General features: G+C 48.5%; 13 protein-coding genes. 7 read left to right on the top strand and 6 right to left on the bottom strand.

The features are described 5' to 3' along the window. Positions 1-47: 47 nt before the first annotated feature. The 3 genes from E6C74_RS14770 (at position 48) to E6C74_RS14780 (ending at position 2,954) form a co-directional block, all read left to right on the top strand. Positions 48-416, top strand: a complete 369-nt coding sequence (locus E6C74_RS14770) for a hypothetical protein (protein ID WP_136486562.1) — start codon at positions 48-50, stop codon at positions 414-416. A 9-nt stretch (positions 417-425) separates the two neighbouring features. Next, the gene (locus E6C74_RS14775) at positions 426-2,363 is read left to right on the top strand and encodes an alkaline phosphatase D family protein (RefSeq protein WP_136486564.1); all 1,938 of its coding nucleotides are present in this window, start codon (positions 426-428) and stop codon (positions 2,361-2,363) included. Positions 2,364-2,510: 147 nt separating this feature from the next. Next, positions 2,511-2,954, top strand: coding sequence for a TerB family tellurite resistance protein (locus E6C74_RS14780; RefSeq protein ID WP_136486566.1), 444 nt, complete (start codon positions 2,511-2,513; stop codon positions 2,952-2,954). Between the two features lie 215 nt (positions 2,955-3,169). Here the strand turns inward: E6C74_RS14780 and E6C74_RS14785 are convergent, their stop codons facing one another. Continuing rightward, a complete protein-coding gene (locus E6C74_RS14785; RefSeq protein WP_136486569.1) occupies positions 3,170-3,700 on the bottom strand; it encodes a 3'-5' exonuclease in 531 nt (176 codons plus the stop codon). 450 nt (positions 3,701-4,150) lie between these two features. Between E6C74_RS14785 and E6C74_RS14790 the strand changes: the two genes are divergently transcribed. From E6C74_RS14790 to E6C74_RS14800, 3 genes are all read left to right on the top strand, one after another. Beyond that, positions 4,151-4,783: a DUF2760 domain-containing protein gene (locus E6C74_RS14790; RefSeq protein ID WP_136486571.1), complete on the top strand. Its 633-nt coding sequence runs from the start codon at positions 4,151-4,153 to the stop codon at positions 4,781-4,783. Continuing rightward, a complete protein-coding gene (locus E6C74_RS14795; RefSeq protein ID WP_136486573.1) occupies positions 4,783-6,708 on the top strand; it encodes an Hsp70 family protein in 1,926 nt (641 codons plus the stop codon). The genes E6C74_RS14790 and E6C74_RS14795 overlap by 1 nt, the downstream gene beginning before the upstream one ends. Before the next feature lie 134 nt (positions 6,709-6,842). Continuing rightward, positions 6,843-9,656, top strand: a complete 2,814-nt coding sequence (locus E6C74_RS14800; protein WP_136486576.1) for an Hsp70 family protein — start codon at positions 6,843-6,845, stop codon at positions 9,654-9,656. A 132-nt stretch (positions 9,657-9,788) separates the two neighbouring features. Here E6C74_RS14800 and E6C74_RS14805 read toward each other — a convergent pair whose 3' ends face one another. Next, a complete protein-coding gene (locus E6C74_RS14805; RefSeq protein WP_240798194.1) occupies positions 9,789-10,754 on the bottom strand; it encodes a GGDEF domain-containing protein in 966 nt (321 codons plus the stop codon). A gap of 780 nt (positions 10,755-11,534) precedes the next feature. On the opposite strand from E6C74_RS14805, the gene E6C74_RS14810 reads away from it, so the two are divergent. Then, positions 11,535-12,083 (top strand): hypothetical protein, encoded by a 549-nt coding sequence (locus E6C74_RS14810; RefSeq protein WP_136486580.1) that lies wholly within the window; start codon positions 11,535-11,537, stop codon positions 12,081-12,083. Here E6C74_RS14810 and E6C74_RS14815 read toward each other — a convergent pair whose 3' ends face one another. The 4 genes from E6C74_RS14815 to E6C74_RS14830 all read right to left on the bottom strand — a co-directional run bounded on the left by E6C74_RS14815 (position 12,084) and on the right by E6C74_RS14830 (position 17,125). Further along, positions 12,084-13,427 carry a diguanylate cyclase gene (locus tag E6C74_RS14815; protein ID WP_136486582.1) on the bottom strand — a complete coding sequence of 448 codons (1,344 nt, stop codon included), beginning with the start codon at positions 13,425-13,427 and terminating at the stop codon, positions 12,084-12,086. Next, positions 13,424-14,443, bottom strand: coding sequence for an ABC transporter substrate-binding protein (locus E6C74_RS14820; RefSeq protein ID WP_136486584.1), 1,020 nt, complete (start codon positions 14,441-14,443; stop codon positions 13,424-13,426). Before E6C74_RS14820 ends, E6C74_RS14815 begins: the two co-directional genes overlap by 4 nt. Before the next feature lie 278 nt (positions 14,444-14,721). Then, positions 14,722-14,946 (bottom strand): hypothetical protein, encoded by a 225-nt coding sequence (locus E6C74_RS14825; protein ID WP_136486586.1) that lies wholly within the window; start codon positions 14,944-14,946, stop codon positions 14,722-14,724. Positions 14,947-15,181: 235 nt separating this feature from the next. Beyond that, positions 15,182-17,125 carry a sensor domain-containing diguanylate cyclase gene (locus E6C74_RS14830; RefSeq protein ID WP_136486588.1) on the bottom strand — a complete coding sequence of 648 codons (1,944 nt, stop codon included), beginning with the start codon at positions 17,123-17,125 and terminating at the stop codon, positions 15,182-15,184. Positions 17,126-17,288 lie beyond the last annotated feature (163 nt).

A 17,288-nucleotide genomic window follows, 5' to 3' on the forward strand; every position in this document is an offset into this window, starting at 1 on the left:
TTGGCCGCTAAAATAGTAGCTAACCCCATTTTTTAACTGACAACACTGTGAAAGTATCTGAATTCAAAGCCCTGCTAGACGCCTTACCCGCAGACTGCGACCCCGATATAGTGATGGGAGAAGTTTGGCTGCCTGAACAATTAGTGGCGGCGCAGCTGGATCAAAAACTGCTATTTCTGGAATTTGATAACGCGCCGGAAGAAGGTCAGGGTGACGAGGAAGGACGCGGATTTGTCGAGCATGAAATCGAACTGATCCGAGAACAAATTACACAGCTTTTACAGGAAGATAGTTCACAGCACGATAGAATAGAGGCAATGTTAGGTATGCTTCTGGTCGCGCATGAACGTACCAGCTCGGAATTCATCGAGATGCTGGGTACATTGCAAGAGGAACAGTTGCAAAAAGAGCTTTAGGAGCCGGAATTGACCCGATACCATCATCGCCGCTTACCCTTTGTCCTGGCTGGTCCGATCGTCAGAAAAGCGACTGCAAAGGAGCTGGTTATCTGGCTTGCCACCAGTCAGGCGCCCGAGGGCGAGCTGCAACTGTACGACGATAACCAGAACTCTGTGCTCTCCCAGCCGCTGACTTCCAGCGATAGTTATCAAATCGGCGCTCATGCCTGGGTCACCCTTCTCCACATCAGACACGATTTTAACGTACCGGCCAAATACCAGTACGACATCACCACGCCGGACGGTCAGCTTAGCGAACTGTGTGCCGAGCTACTCTATGACGATGAAACCCGCTTTACTTTGTGGCTGAGTGGCCAGGCTGATTACGTACTGCATGGCTCATGCCGTAACCCGCATCACTTCGCCAAAGACGCCTTGGTTGTTGCCGATGAAAAAGTCGCTGCGCAGCTCCCTGAGGAGCGTCCGCATCTGTTGATGATGAGCGGAGATCAAATCTACGCCGATCACGTCGCCGGACCGACTCTTTTCGCGGTACACAGCGTCATTGAGCGGCTGGGTCTTTATCAGGAACGCTTTGAACAATCACAGGTTGAAGCCTGTCATGCACCGGTCAAAGACAGTCATGAGCTTTATCAGCATCCACACTGTTTTTACCAGCGCAATAAGTTGCTGCCTCATTCCATCGGCGAACAGCGCTTTTTTGATCGGGTGCTGCCACGTAAGCCCACCCCGATCTTCAGCTCTACCGATAACGATAACCACCTGATTAGTTTGGCCGAGTTTTTTGCTATGTATCTGCTGACCTGGTCACCGGTGTTATGGCAGGACATCGATTTTGATGATAGCCCGCAGCTACAACTGGCCAAGACAGAGCATCAGATTCCGGCCAACAAACAACAAGAATGGCAAAGCGAGCTGAAACACATCCGGACTTTCTATGCCGGCCTGACACATACCCGGCGACTGCTGGCTCATATTCCGACCTACATGATCTTCGATGATCATGATGTCACTGATGACTGGAATCTGACCGTAGGTTGGGAGCAAGCGGCCTACAGCAATGCCTTTTCCAAACGCATTATCGGTAATGCACTGATCAGTTACTGGCTGTTTCAGGGCTGGGGCAACGAACCGGATAATTTTAACGACGAATTTCACCAACTGGCCCAGAAGTATTGTGCCCAGCCGGACAGCCAGCACCAGGATGACTGGATTGATGCTCTCTATCCATTCGAGAAATGGCACTACACCACCGACACCAGCCCCAAAATGGTGGTGTTGGATACACGCACCCGGCGCTGGCGCTCTGAGTCACGCATGAATAAGCCCTCCGGCCTGATGGACTGGGAAGCGATGATGGAATTTCAGCAGGCGCTGCTTGATGAAGAGAAAGTGATAATTGTCTCTGCCGCCCCCATGTTCGGGGTCAAGTTCATCGAAGCCCTGCAAAGGCTGATGACCTGGCTGGGTAAACCACTGGTGATTGACGCAGAAAACTGGATGGCCCACCCGGGCAGTGCCAATACGCTGGTGAGTATTTTTACCCACACCAAAACACCATCCAATTACGTCATTTTGTCCGGTGATGTGCACTATTCGTTTGCTTATGACATCCAACTGCGCTCACGTAAATCGAGCCCGAATATTTTCCAGATCACCTGCAGCGGTATCAAAAATCAATTCCCGGAACCCTTGCTGTCATTTTGTGACACGATGGACCGCGTACTGTACAGTCCGCGCTCACCGCTGAACTGGCTCACCAAACGCAAGCGTCTCAAAATCAGGAAACGAGCGCCGAGTTCAGAAAAAATCAAACGATTAGTGAACTCAGCAGCCCTCGGCGAACTCAAACTAGATAAAAGTGGTAAACCACATTTGGTCTCTATTTTGACCAGCAGCGGTGAATCGATTGATTTCCTGCCGACTAAAGATAGCCATGAATAGCTAAGCAGAGAATAGCTAAGCAGAGCCATTCATCGCGATAAAGTTGAGAAAACAAATCCCGTGTTTTATGGTTTCATCATCATCAAACACTGACTCTCAAATTCGATCAACTATCATAAAATTACAGCAAGACAAAAAGGCTTCACTATGTTTAATGCGATCACATCCATGTTCAAACAACTGCTCGAAGGGCAGGATCTCAGCCAGCAGAAAACCAGCCCGAACCTGGCTATTGCCTGCCTGCTGAGTGAAGTGGCCGGTGCCGATCATCAAATTGAAGAGCAAGAGCAGAAAGCCAAACTGACGTTGTTAAAACGTTTACTCGATTTAGATCAGGAGGAAGCACAGCAACTTTTAACCCGTGCGGACGAGCAGATTAGCCACTCGGCGTCGCTGTATGACTTCACCTCTCAATTGCGTGAGCTGACTCAAGAAACGCGTTTTGAATTGATCAAAGCGATGTGGGAAGTGGCGCATGCCGATGGAGAAATCGACCCGTTAGAAGATGCGGTCATTCGCAAAGCCGCTGAACTGCTGTACGTTGATCACAGCCAATTCATTCGCGCCAAGCTGATAGTGACCGGCAAGTAAGCGGGCGACTCCTGCCCTCATAAAAAAGCGCAGTGCCGAAGCGCTGCGCTTTTGAGCTTTCTATTTTATGTATCGGTTGATGCCCATCAAACCAAATAACGTTGTCAGTCTGAACTCACTGCAATCACCTTACCGGTCAGCTGTGACAATACAATGACAGATGAATGAACGCCTGGTTAAACGAATCATCAACAAAAAACGTGACCAAGGACAGATTACAGCATGACTAAGGCCAGTTTGGCCAGATTATAAGCATCGACGTAACCGGAGTGCTGGCGCCCTTCCCATTCAATACCTTTCGCTTCCTGTGCCGCGCGGTGACCAATGCGTTTGTCTTTAAGACGATTCTGCATCCGGTACAAGGTTGCCAGATTGACAAATTCCTTAAATGGAACTTCAATGCCTTTTGCACGGCACTCATTGATCAAAATCTGATCATCGCGGCCCCAGGAAGCATAAATTTTGTTGGTGCCGCCGAAATTCTTCACCATCGACTGGATGACAGCCGCCAGAGGGCGTCCCTGCTTTTCAATTTTACGCGGGGTAATTCCGGTCAGTTCGACACAAAATAACGACACTTCGTCGTGCTCAGGTTTGACGTAATACTGCGCGCGTTTGACAATTTCACCGGCAGTCAAATCGATTTCAGCCAAACCGACTTCAATGATCTCACCCGTTGTGCCGACTCCGTTTTCATTCCAACAGCACATTTCCAAATCGAAGCACACCACACGGTTATAGTTCATTGCCACATCTAGTCCCCAGTCGAAAATTCAAAGCGCGCTATGTTACCCAAGTCTGAGATAAAACTCGACGCTCAATCGGCAATTTAATCTGCAATTGAGAGCCTGGCCCTCGCTCATGGCGAGTTTTTATACCAACTTGGTGGCTAATAGATCATCTTTCTGGGCAATACTCTCCTGTCGAGCGACCTAAAATGGGTCATCAGAGCGCTCAGCTTAAGCTAAGGAGGAACCTCCAACTCTTAACGTGCCGCAATTAGCGTCGCTCAGAGCTTAAATTTTGGTTAAAATTTAAGCCATCAAACCGGGAGGAAACCGAGATTCCGGCTTTTGTGCAAGCCTTATCCCTTGAATATGGTAATATCCGCCCTTATTTTTTACTAAATTCTGACTATTCTGTGCAATGAATATTGCAATCGTTCATTGCCTATACACATCTACAGAGATTTCATCATGAACTTCGATTTAAATATGATTCCAACGACCTTCGATATGCTTCATGCTGGTTTAACTGCCACAAGCGTTTTGCTGTTAATCGTGGCGGTAGCACGCAAGTCTAAAGTAATTGAGAAAGTGGTTGAAAAACCGATTGAAAAGATCGTTGAAGTCGAGAAACCGGTCGAAAAGATTGTCGAAGTAGAGAAAGTGGTTGAAGTTGAAAAAGTGGTTGAAAAAGTGGTGGAGGTCGAGTCCAAACTGGCTACTGCGTCTACCGATTCGGCCATGCAACTGCTCTCTCTGTTCCAGCAGGAAGCTCGCCTGATCGATTTCCTTCAAGAAGACGTGACCAGCTTCTCTGATGAAGAAGTGGGTGCAGCAGCACGCGTGATCCACTCTGGCGGTCAAAAAGTACTGAAAGAATACGTGACCTTGTCACCTGTTCGCAGTGAAGAAGAAGAGTCGCGCATTACTATCGCTGAAGGCTTCAACCCACAAGAAGTTCGTCTGACCGGCAATGTCACCGGCAATGCACCATTTACCGGTACTCTGGTTCACAAAGGCTGGAAAGCCGATGCGATGACGCTGCCAAAACTGGCGCAAAATTACGATGCTTCAATCATTGCACCTGCGGAGGTGGAGCTGTAATGGAACATAATCAAGCATCACAAGCACCAAAATACAGCGTGGGTATTGACCTGGGGACCACACACTGCGTGTTGTCTTATGTTGATACCCAAAATGAAGACGCCCGCGTTGAAGTGATGGCGATCCCGCAAATGACCGCACCGGGCACAGTCGAAAGCCGTATGCAACTGGGCTCGTTTTTGTACCAGCCACATGAGCATGAGATGGCGCCTAATGCACGCCGTCTGCCGTGGACAGAAGAGCCAAAAGCTCTGGTCGGTGCGATCGCGCGCAACCTGGGTGCCAAAACACCGATTCGTCTGGTTTCCAGCGCAAAATCCTGGTTGTGCCATGGCGGAGTGAACCGCCGTGACGCATTCCTGCCACAAGGCAGTCCGGAAGATGTGGCTAAGGTTTCTCCGCTACGTGCAACAGAACTGTATCTTGCTCACCTTAAAGAGGCGTGGAATCACCTGCATCCGCAGCATGACCTGTCTGAACAGGACGTCACCATCACCGTACCGGCCTCTTTTGATCCGGCGGCGCGAGATTTAACCGCTGAGGCAGCACGCAATATCGGCCTCGCTCATCTGACCCTGCTGGAAGAGCCGCAAGCGGCGCTGTACAGCTGGATCGATAACAGCCAGGACAAATGGCGTGACCAAGTCAACGTCGGTGACGTCGTACTGGTAGTCGATATCGGCGGTGGTACGACTGACCTTTCGCTGGTCGAAGTCACCGCAGACGAAGGCAACCTGACCCTGAACCGTATCGCAGTCGGCGAACATATCCTGCTTGGCGGTGACAACATGGATCTGGCGCTGGCCTATCGTCTCAAGATGAAACTGGCTCAGGAAGGCAAAGAACTGCAACCGTGGCAGGTGCAGGCGATGACACACGCATGTCGTGATGCCAAAGAAGCTCTGCTCAACGATGCTGAATTGCAGGCTGTACCGATTGTGGTACCTAGCCGTGGCTCGAAACTGATGGGTTCGACCCTGAAAACTGAACTGACTAAACAAGAAGTGCAACAGACTCTGGTTGACGGCTTCTTCCCTCAGGTCAGCGTTGCCGACCAGCCGGTACAACGCTCGCGCGGCGCTCTGACTCAGATGGGTCTGCCGTACGCGCAAGATGCCGGTATTACCCGTCACATCGCCGCGTTTCTGGCTAAACAAGCCAATGCGCAAGGCCAGGCAAATTCGGAAACTGCACCGTTTAACATGGCAGGTATTCCGGGTATGCCGGCCGCCAGTATCGAGTTTATCAAACCGACCGCTATTCTGTTCAACGGCGGGGTATTGAAATCTGACCTACTGGCACAACGTCTGCTCAGCACCATCAACCAGTGGCTGACCGATGCGGGCACTGCAGCCGCTAAACGCCTGACTGGTCTGGATCTTGACTTAGCCGTTGCCAGTGGCGCGGCGTACTACGGCGCAGTTCGCCGTGGCCAGGGCGTACGTATCCGCGGCGGTATTGCCTCGGCTTACTACGTGGGTATTGAAAGCGCAATGCCGGCAATTCCGGGTATGGCGCCTCCGATGGAAGCACTGTGTGTGGCACCGTTCGGGATGGAAGAAGGTTCCGGTGTCGCTGTACCAAGTCAGGAATTTGGTCTGGTGATCGGTCAGCCGGTGCATTTCCAGTTCTTTGGCTCCACGACTCGCCGTGAAGATGTGGCCGGAACTCACCTCGATTACTGGGCACCGGAAGAACTTGAAGAGCTGCCTGAAATTCAGGTCACTCTGCCAGTTTCCGAAGGACGTCGCGAAGGCGAAGTTGTACCGGTGACTCTGGCATCACGCGTAACCGAACTGGGTACCTTGTATCTAGAGGCCATCGCCTCTGACAATGGTCAGAAATGGCACGTTGAGTTTGATGTGCGTGAAGGAAACGACGCGCAAGAGAGCAACGCGCAGAGTAGCGACGCTCAGCAGCAATAATGACCAACGGCACCTCAACGGGTGCCGTTCATCTATCTCACACCCGCCCTTGAAAGTGGTCAGCCGTTAAGCGTATTTCCGCCGGCTGCCTTGAGTGTCCGCCTTCACCGTGCCGGGTCTACACGAGGTTAATCATGACAACTCCAAGTTTTCTTGTTGGGATCGATTTAGGCACCACCAATACGGTCGTGGCCTTTTGTGAACTTAGCGACGATCTTGAAAATGCACCGGTTGAACTGTTTCCGATTGATCAGCTTATCGGCCCCGGTGAAGTGGTTCGTAAACCCCTTTTGCCCTCTTTTCGCTATCATCCGGCACCAGGCCAGGTAGCTGGCAGCGATCAAACCCTACCATGGGAGCACGAACCGGTCGCCGGTGATTTCAGCAACGTGATTGTCGGCGAATGGGCGCGCGATCTGGGTGCTAAAGTCGAAGGCCGTCAGGTCTCCAGTGCCAAAAGCTGGCTATCACATCAGGCCGTCGACCGTGAGCAGGAGATCCTGCCGTGGGCTGGAGCCAGCGATGTCGACAAGGTTTCCCCTGTCGTTGCCAGTGCTAGCTATCTGAATCATATTCGCCAAGCCTGGAATTATCGTCACCCTGGTAACCGCCTTGAGCATCAGGACGTGGTCGTGACCGTACCGGCTTCGTTTGATGAAATCGCGCGTAAACTGACTCTGCAAGCGGCAAAACTCGCTGGCCTGCATAATATCGTCCTGCTTGAGGAGCCTCAGGCAGTCTGTTACGACTGGTATGCGCGCCACAAAGCGACTGCGGCACAGCAGTTGGCAAATCTGCCGCTGATCCTGGTGTGCGATGTTGGTGGGGGTACCACCGACCTGAGTCTGATTGAAGCGAAATTTATCGAGGGTGAACTGACGCTCAATCGCATCGGTGTTGGTGAGCATTTGATGCTTGGCGGCGATAACCTTGATCTGGCTTTGGCCCATCTGGCGGAATCCCGTTTTCATGAGGGGAAAAAACTGACAGCTTCGGCACTGACTAAACTGATTCAGCAAACCCGCCAGGCGAAAGAAAACCTGCTCTCATCCCACGCACCGGAGACGGTTAAAATCACAATGCTGGGCAGTGGCTCAAAACTGCTCGGCGGCACTAAAAGCATAGCGTTAAGCAAACAAGAAGTGCATCAGATTGCTCTGGACGGATTTTTCCCGATTTCTGAATTTTCTGAGTTGCCGGATAAGCGCCGCAGCGCGGTGGTCGAGTTTGGACTGCCTTACGTTTCCGATCCGGCGGTAAGCAAGCATGTAGCGGAATTCCTGACTCAGCATCAGGCCGTCGCTCATACGGCTCTGGGTAAGACCGATAACCGTTCACCCGCCGTCCCGGTCGGCGTGTTGCTCAACGGTGGTGTGTTTAACAGCACACTGATCACCGGGCGTATGTTGCAGCTCTTGGATCACTGGCGTGGTGAACCCGTTACTCAACTGGATAACCCGCACCCCGACTGGTCTGTCGCACTGGGAGCCGTTGCGTTTGGTAAAGCGCGGCGTGGAGCCCAGCTTAAGATAGGGGGTGGCTCTGCCCGCTCCTATTTCCTGCACTTACAGGAAAAGAACAACATGGGCAAAGCCCTTTGTCTGCTTGCCAAAGGGACGGAAGAAGGTCAGGAAATCCGTCTGACCAGCCGCCGTTTTTCTCTCACCCTGGGAGAACCGGTGCGTTTTAATCTGCTGACCTCAACTCATGATGCACTGACGGATAACGTGGCGGTACAGAACGGGGTTTTAGTGGCAGTGAATCCGGATAAATTCCAGCCACTGCCTCCCTATATTACTACGTTACAGGGTGACGAAAATATTCAATTACACGCCAACCAGAAACAGCGGGTAGAGGTTCAGTTAGCCTGCCAGCTCACAGAGGTCGGAACACTGAAAATAGAATGTGTTTCGGTCGAAGACGAGCAGCAGCGCTGGCTGATGGAGTTTGAAGTTCGCCACAGTAACCAAGACGGCGACGATGATACACCGAAAACCAACCCACGCCTCGAGCAGGCACAGCAGCTGATCACAAAGACCTACAGCGGTAATAAGAGCAGTGCCGATGGCAACGCCATTAAAACCCTGAGCAAAGATCTCGATAAGTTGCTCGGCAAACGGGATGACTGGGATTTCTACACGCTGCGCAGTGTGTTTGACACTCTGGCACAAGGCCGTAAGCGTCGGCGCCGTTCAGAGCAACATGAGAAAAACTGGCTGCGCCTGGCCGGATATACGCTGCGCCCGGGATTTGGTGACGTGACCGACAGTTGGCGCGTTGATCAAATCTGGAACCTATACCAACAAGGTATTCAGTTCGCCAACCATCAAGGCTGGACCGACTGGTGGGTATTCTGGCGCCGTATCGCCGGGGGGCTCAATCAAGAGCAACAAGAAACAATATTGGCTGATATCGCCAAATACCTCCATCCTGGTGCGGCCCGCAATCCGAAATCCGCAAAAGAAGCACAAGATAAAGGGTATGAAGCCATGGTCCGGCTGGCGGCGTCATTGGAACATCTGGATGTTGAAGATAAAGTGCTGCTGTGTACCTGGTTTATCAATAAAGCACTGAACCAGCCCCAGTTTGTCTCTGCGCACTGGTGGGCCGTCGGTCGTCTTGCTGCACGTACTTTATTGTACGGCAGCGCACATAATGTTGTTTCCCGTGAGCAGACCCAACAATGGTTACCAAAACTGCTGGCTGAAAACTGGCTGAAAGAGCCGATGATCGCGTTTGCCGCAGTGATGATGTGTCGCAAGACCGGAGACCGGACACTGGATATTGCCGATGATTTACGAAATCAGGTACTGGATAAACTCAAACAAAGCAAAGTGCCAGACTCCTGGATCCACCTGGTAGAGGAAGTGTCTGAGTTGGATGAAAATGAATCCAAACGAGTATTTGGCGATGCGCTGCCAAGCGGTCTGACCCTGCTGCCACACTGATCAGCAAAAGATAGAATCTGCACCAGTGAAATGCCGAGCGAGAACCATAAAGCCGGAGCGTTATATTCCGCTCCGGCTTTATTGAATCCCCCGACATCGCCTATCTCGTCCGGGCAATGCGACTTTTAAATGCTAAACCAAAGGAACCAATCGGTTACGTCCAGTTTCTTTGGCATCATACAGCGCAATATCCGCCATCTTCAATGCACGTTGCAGCTCACTCGAATGGCTGACTTCCGCAATACCGATACTGACCGTCATCGCAATATCCAGTTCACCGGCAATCAGATGATTCCGGCTCACTTCTCGGTGAAAATGCTCGAGCCGAAGCTGATTGGTTGCCTGATGACCCGCCAGCATAATAGTGAATTCCTCACCGCCATAACGTGCGACTAAATCACCTTTAAACTCGCGAGACAGAATGTCGGCAATATGGCACAGGGCCAGATCACCGGCATCATGACCATAACGGTCATTGACCTGTTTAAAGTGGTCAACATCGAGCAAGGCAATTGTCCAGGTGTTTGAGCTGTTATCCAGCTCGCTACTCGCTTGCTCCATGAAATAACGTCGATTATACAAACCGGTCAGTTCATCATGCACTGCGCGATAATGATGCCACTCAATTTCGTCATAAAAGAAAAGAGATAAAATAGAACCCAGGCTGACGATGGTCAGTAAATTCTGGCCGACCAGGACACCACTCAGAAAATAAATTGTCGAATCAAACAATTGATACAATGTCGCCGGTAAAAAAACCAATAAACTGGAAAGCACCAGACAAAACGTCAGCAGTTTTTCACCACCGCTTTTTTTGTTCATATGGCGAAATGCAAACCAGGCACTGTAGAGGTGGACCGCTGAGAAACTAACAGCAGCCAGATTGACCCGCCACTCAAAATGTTGCGGGAAATTCTTTAGCAACCAGAACTGAAATGCGGTGTACACGAAAGTATGCAACGCGGCAAATGCAAACCATGTGCGCTTAACCGGATACTTAAACCAACTCATTACACCAAACAGCAGCATATAAGTGACGGCCTGGTACAGAAAGTTGTTGCTTAGTACAACCCATTCAATCGAGACCCAGCCACGCATCACCGTGGTACCGAAAGCAATTGAAAAACATAAAAAATAGGCGGCAAACCACCCTGCCGTCGACACTTTATGATTATTGAGCTTTCGTCTCGATAGCAAAAGAAACAGACAAGCAATAACACTGCAAATGGTATTATTCAAAATGCTCGCCAGTTTTAGCACGTCAATATCAAGCAAAGTTATTCACTTCCATTTTTTACGAGGCCAGGCTCGCAGTCATCAGTTTTAGCGTTGTTTTAATCATTGTGAACCGCACAAAAGCTAACTTTGGCAACAAAGTACCGACGTTAAGATTGCCCGCTAATATTAACCCATTTAATATATGTTGATAATAACATTTCATTCAATAAGTCTGTTTTTTGTGCAATTAAGTCTCGCAATTCAGGCACAAAGCGTAGTAGAATACGCGCCCTCGCTTCATCACGCAGAACAAAAAGTCGACAATTCACACACAGTATATGAAGCGGTATACCCAAACATCATGGAGTTGCAGGTAGGCGGTAAATGAGTAAATCCCTATGAGCATAGAGACATTATGTGATTGGGGTGAATAAAAGCAGCCAGCACTGCTGCAGCTTCAAGTAGGAAGGGTATATAATAATTATTTCGTCTTGGCAGGAAAAATAATCAAGGCTTTGTCCTGGCTCAAGATATCTGAGCTGAAAACGTTTTAATTTGAATTATGGCTTATGAGAAATTACGGTGTGATGTTATCTGACGTCAGAACCGCAGCCGATATGCCACAGTTATCTCTTCACTCGTTAGATTATTGTACAGTCAATGAATCAAGATAAATTTACTCATATCTATCGTCTGCCCGGGTCGCTGCAAATCCGGATTGCCAAGTGGCAAGCGACGTTTAGAGGCACTTCAGACATCGTTCTGCATAATGCGCTGATTGAGCGTAATAAGCAGTATCAAAAACCGGGCTTTCTGCCCCGGGGGTGGTGTTTGTCTCCGTTTTCTGAAGACGATATTTCAATTACCCATCACGGTAGTTATATTCAAACCACCATATTGACCATGCTGGATCGAAAAGTGGCCTATAAGCGAGTCTATTTATCACGTATGCCACTTGAACAAGCTGAACCAGCACTGCGTGCATTTAAGCTGGAATGGATGCACAAATACAATCGTGTTTTGAAAAAATACAACCAGATCAAAAAGAAAGAGTTTCTCCAATTTGCACGTGAGGAAGTGGAAACACTCTATCCATCGCTGCCGAAAGGAGAGTTTGACCGTAACTTGTGGAATCGGTTGGTGATATCTGAGCTTGGACCGGAGAAAAAATTCTCTAATCCTTATTATGTTGTTAAAGCAGATTTTTGATCATCCGATTTGAGAACCATCAAAATTACGGTCGAATTTCATCTGCGGACAAAAAAAATGGCTCCCGCTGGTTAATTTCGCCTGATACATAGCTTCATCCGCTACACGCAACAGCTCAGCCATATCCTGACTCTGGTCAGGATAGAGGCTGACACCGATACTCACACCGACCGACAGGCTTTCTCCACCGATGTCCATAGGTGCACTCAACTGCTTAATCAGCCGTTGTGTTTTTTTCGCGACACCATGAAAGTCTTTGATTAAATTCAGACACACCACGAATTCATCACCGCCCAGCCTGCCACTAAAATCAGACTCACGAATATTCGCTTCCAACCTGGTGGCGATTCGCGTCAATACTTCATCACCGACGTCATGCCCTTTGCTGTCATTAATCTCTTTAAATTTATCCAGATCGATAAACAGCACGGCAAGTTTGACTTGTGTACGTTGGGCATGCACGATGGCCTCGTGCAGATGTTCCTTGAACGCTCTGCGGTTCAACATACCGGTTAGCGGGTCTTTTTCTGAAAGGAATCGCAGTTGCTCTTTTTGTTGTTCAAGCTTGGCGGTCTGCCTGGCGACCTCTTGCTGCAACTCCTCACGCGTGATAATCGAGTTGCGTAAAGACTCTTTCATTTTGTTAAAGAAATGAGCCAGTGCCACAAACTCAGAATCTTGCTGTTTTAGCTCCAGTCGGCTGGCCAAATCACCTTGCGCCAGTTCAGTAATGCCCTCTTTAAACGCCGCGAAACCCGCTTTGACTCGTTTAAGAATTAAAAATGCAACGACACAGACCACGATGCCAAACACTAATAAATGAATCGCGCTGAGCATTAATGATGAATGTTGGTTATCGGCACTTTGAGTAAGCACGACCTTTTGCAGGTAAAGCAGCTCTTCGGTCATATCCTGCACCAACATGTTATATCTAGAATGAAGAAGCTCACTGGAAGCAATAAAAGATGTATTACTACTATGCTGCTTACCAAGGCTCAGGCCTAATGCGCGTTCTTTCTCCAGCAACGCCGCCAGACTGTCATTCATGCGCGTCAGATTATTGATATTAATGGTGAGGTCGGACTGACTCGCTAGCTTACGAGCCAGATTTTGCTGGGCAATGTAAACTTGCTCCAGGCTATTTACGTCATCGTACTGCAGAAATATCCATAACTGGCTGCGAAGCATATCGACACTGCGTTGGATTCGCATTATCTGTTTCAACTCTTCATGGGTGTTATCTTGCTCCTGATGCAGATTGTCGAGTGAAACCGCAATTAACACCACCAGCATGGCTGTGGCACAAAATAGTAAGGTCAGTTTACGCGAGACAGAATTTATCATTTAAAAGACACCTCTGTCTGCAACACCCGCTCAAGAGGTTCGGATGAAAAATATCCCCGGTAATCTGGGAGTTTCCCTTTAACCAGTTTATTTTCAATCGCCCATCGTGCCTGAAGCTGAATATTAGATAATAGTGCATTACCTAAAGAAAGACGGAACGCATAATCCTGCCATGACCATTCAAGTTGATGAATGGGCACATTCAAATCTTTAGCAATCCACTGCCTTGATTCATCCGGATTGTCATGTATCCAGGCTATCGCTTGCTTGAGCGCTTGCAGCAAAGCAACTGAATGAGCCTCTGACTGTTGGGCGTACTCCTTCATCGCCATCAGGTTGAAGGAAAGGTTATAAATCCCTACGATCCCCAAATTTATTAATTCAGAAGCAGAGGTCATTTCTGTGCGATAACCCCACGGCTCCCAAACCGAGATGGCATCGACATTAAAACCAAACAGAGCCTGATTCAGTTGATCGGGGCTCAAATATACTTTTTCCAGCGGCATTTCTTTCAGATTATTAGCAATCAGGATGGAGTCAAAATAAAACTCGCTGGCGCTGGCTTTTACTACACCCACCCTCTTACCGGCTAAATCACTGAGCTTGGACACACCACGGTTGGGAACCGTCAGCAACTTTAAATCGTTGTCGGAGCTGACAAAGCTGGCCAGTAAAACAAAGTCACTACGTTCAAAGCTTTTGAACATAGCAACCGATTCTGACGCTGTCGCATAGTCGACTTCTCCGGAAAACAGTGCCTCAGCACATTGCACACCGCCACTACAAGGGTTCAGCACAACATTAAGCCCCTGTTGCTCAAATAAGTTAAGCTGGTCGGCGATAAAAAATGGTGCAGACAGAGGCGTTTGAGAAACAGCTATGGTTATAGTCGGGAGCTGAACAGAAGAGGGCCCTTTGGCAGCACGCCAGAAAAAATAGACGAGTACAACAATGATAAACGTCGCACATGTGCAGACTAAAATAAGCGACTTTAAGCGTGAATATCGGCTACTCATCCAACCCTGCCTCTGACAAATTTTGTTTTTAGTTATGTTGGCCTTAAATAGCAGTGTAGCTGGTTATTTGTGAACTGTGAGCAACAATCTTCACAAACATTTGAAGTTTTTGGCCGCATTAATAGCACGTTAATCATGTTTGTTCATGTTATTGAAAAATAGATAAAAAAAAGCGCCACTTATCGCATGGCGCTCTATATATCTTTAATTTTTATCATTTTAAATAGATGATGTGTTTGTTAGGTTGACAGAATACTTCATCAGACAGACCTGAATCATTAATGCTCTACGTTATTTGAGTGGTTACCAAATTCAACCTGCTGATAAATATCTGCGAGTGTTTTAGGCCTCGCTAAGACATTTTTACGACGTCGTTGCGGCTCAAATTCCTGTTCAACCTGTTTGAGCGTTTGTTCATGCTCTTTTGCTGACTCAATAAATTCAGGATCGGACATCGCCTTCTGGCGCAGGCGGTTGACGCGTTCGAGTGTATCCCAAAACATAAACACCTCCTTTACCACTGTGTATACATACAGATTAGTAAAGCAGTATGGAAAGTCAAGAACCACTGTTTATTTACACAGTCTAAAAGGTGTAAGGTTTTCAATACAAAAGAAAAAACTGTAAATTTTCGCAAAAAATTCAAGACAGCGCTGAAGCGCTTAACTGCCTATTCAACACCATTACCTAATGGACGCAATTGCCTAATGGACGCAATTACCTAATGGACACGATTGCCTATTGAACACAATTGCGACCGCTGGCTTTACCGCGATACAACGCACGATCCGCCCCTTTCAACAACCCAAACGAGTCCTGCACACCGCTGCTACTGGTCGCGACACCCAGTGTGATGGTAATTTTAATTTCTTGCCCGTGATAACGAACCGTAAAGCCTTCTACCAGCTTCCTTAACTTGTTGGCTATCGATAGCGCAGATGTGTAGTCGGTATTGGGTAACATGATATTGAACTCTTCCCCACCCATTCTGGCCAGAGTGTCATAAGGTCGAATGTGCTGTCTCAGGTGCCCGGTGACCTGTTGCAACACCGCATCCCCGGCATCATGGCCATATTTATCATTAACCTGTTTAAAGAAGTCAAAGTCGACAGCCAGAACAGAAACAGGTTGCTTCTCGCGTACACTACGTTGCAGTTCATCATGTAATTCAGTCATGAAATAACGCCGATTGTACGTCCCCGTCAGAGCATCGGTCGTCGATTCTTTTTTAAGCTGTAACTCGAGCTCTTTTTTTTCAGAAATATCGATAATCTGGCCAGACCAAATGACTTTACCTTCACTGGAGGAAGTCGGAATAGAATGGCCATACAACCAATGCAATTTACCATCAATCTCTACCCTGAATTCGCATTTCCAAGCTTCCAGGGTCTCTTTAGATTGCAAAGCACTGGCGCGCACCCTATCTACATCCTCCGGGTAAATAGCATCAAATACAGCGGTAGAATCAACTGCCGCTTCCTCCGGGGTAACGCCAAACATATCCTTCAACTTCTGGCTGGCGTAAGGAAAACGACTCGTTCCATCCGGCAAGTATTCAAATTGGTACAAGACCGCAGGTGATACTTTCGCTAACGACTGAAGGTGGTTGTTTAATGACACAAAGTCCGTGATATCAATGATTGAACCCAATACTGACGCACCGCGCTCATAATGAGAATTCATCATTCGCGCGCGATCAGCAAGCCAGATGTAGCGACCATCAGCACAACGGAAACGATATTCACATTCCAGAATCGAATCATCACGCCGGGAACGCCACTCTGCAACCCTTTGATTATATTCAGCAATGTCTTCCGGATGAATATGATTACGCCACCAATTCACCCGATTTATAATCTGTTCATGGCGGTAGTTAAGTAACTCTTCTACACCCTGTGTGATGAACTGAACCTGTTCATCATCGTCTGCGGACAGCTTATAAATAACTGCCGGACACAAGTCCATGATCATGTTGAGATCATGACTCAGCAGTTCATTCTGAGTCTGAATCAATTTATAACCGGTGATATCTATGTGTGCGCCAAGTATCCACTCTGGTTCACCCTGTTCCGTGAACGAAACGATTCGCCCGTAATCGCGTACCCAGACCCAGTGACCAGCCTTGTGACGCATGCGGACTTCGCATTCGTAAAAAGGAATCTCGCCGTGAAAGTGAGCCTCAAGTGCATCCTGGGACAATTTCAGGTCATCCGGATGAGCCAGTTTGGTCCAGGTATTAATATCTGTCGGTTCTAGCTCAGAAAGATGGTAACCAACAATTTCCGCCCAGCGATCGTTAAACCGGGTCTCACCGGTCTGTACATTCCACTCCCAACTGGCTATCTGGGCACAATCCAACACATGTTTCATGCGCTGGATACGTAAAGCGGAGGGGTCCGCCGCATCTTCAAACTGGAGGAGAAATTGAGGATCACCTTGAGACGCTGTGCTTTTGAGGGTTGAAAGGGTCCCGGTATAGAGGATGCCATCAATCACTGATGTCACTTGCAGAGGTTCAACAGAAGGGAAAAAAGCCTGTATATCTTTTATAGCCAACGGTTCTTCACTACCAGTGGCAGTGAGATAGAGTTGGGATAAAGGCCCGCATGAGCCAAATTCGTTGGGAGAAAAACTCATCAACTCTCCCGTCCAAGTGAACAGCAGCGTTATTGTTCCTTTCACAGCAAGGTTCCTACTCAGTCACTTATTGTTACTTTTATCTATAGTAGTGTAGAAACCTATAAAACTCATACGAATGCCGTTCTGAATGATGCTAATTTTGCCAGCGCTTTCACATTCTCATATTGGAAACAACATCACATTGCGATCGATACATAACGCAAAC

It is taken from the genome of Vibrio sp. H11, assembly GCF_004804295.1.
Classification (GTDB): domain Bacteria; phylum Pseudomonadota; class Gammaproteobacteria; order Enterobacterales; family Vibrionaceae; genus Vibrio; species Vibrio ostreae.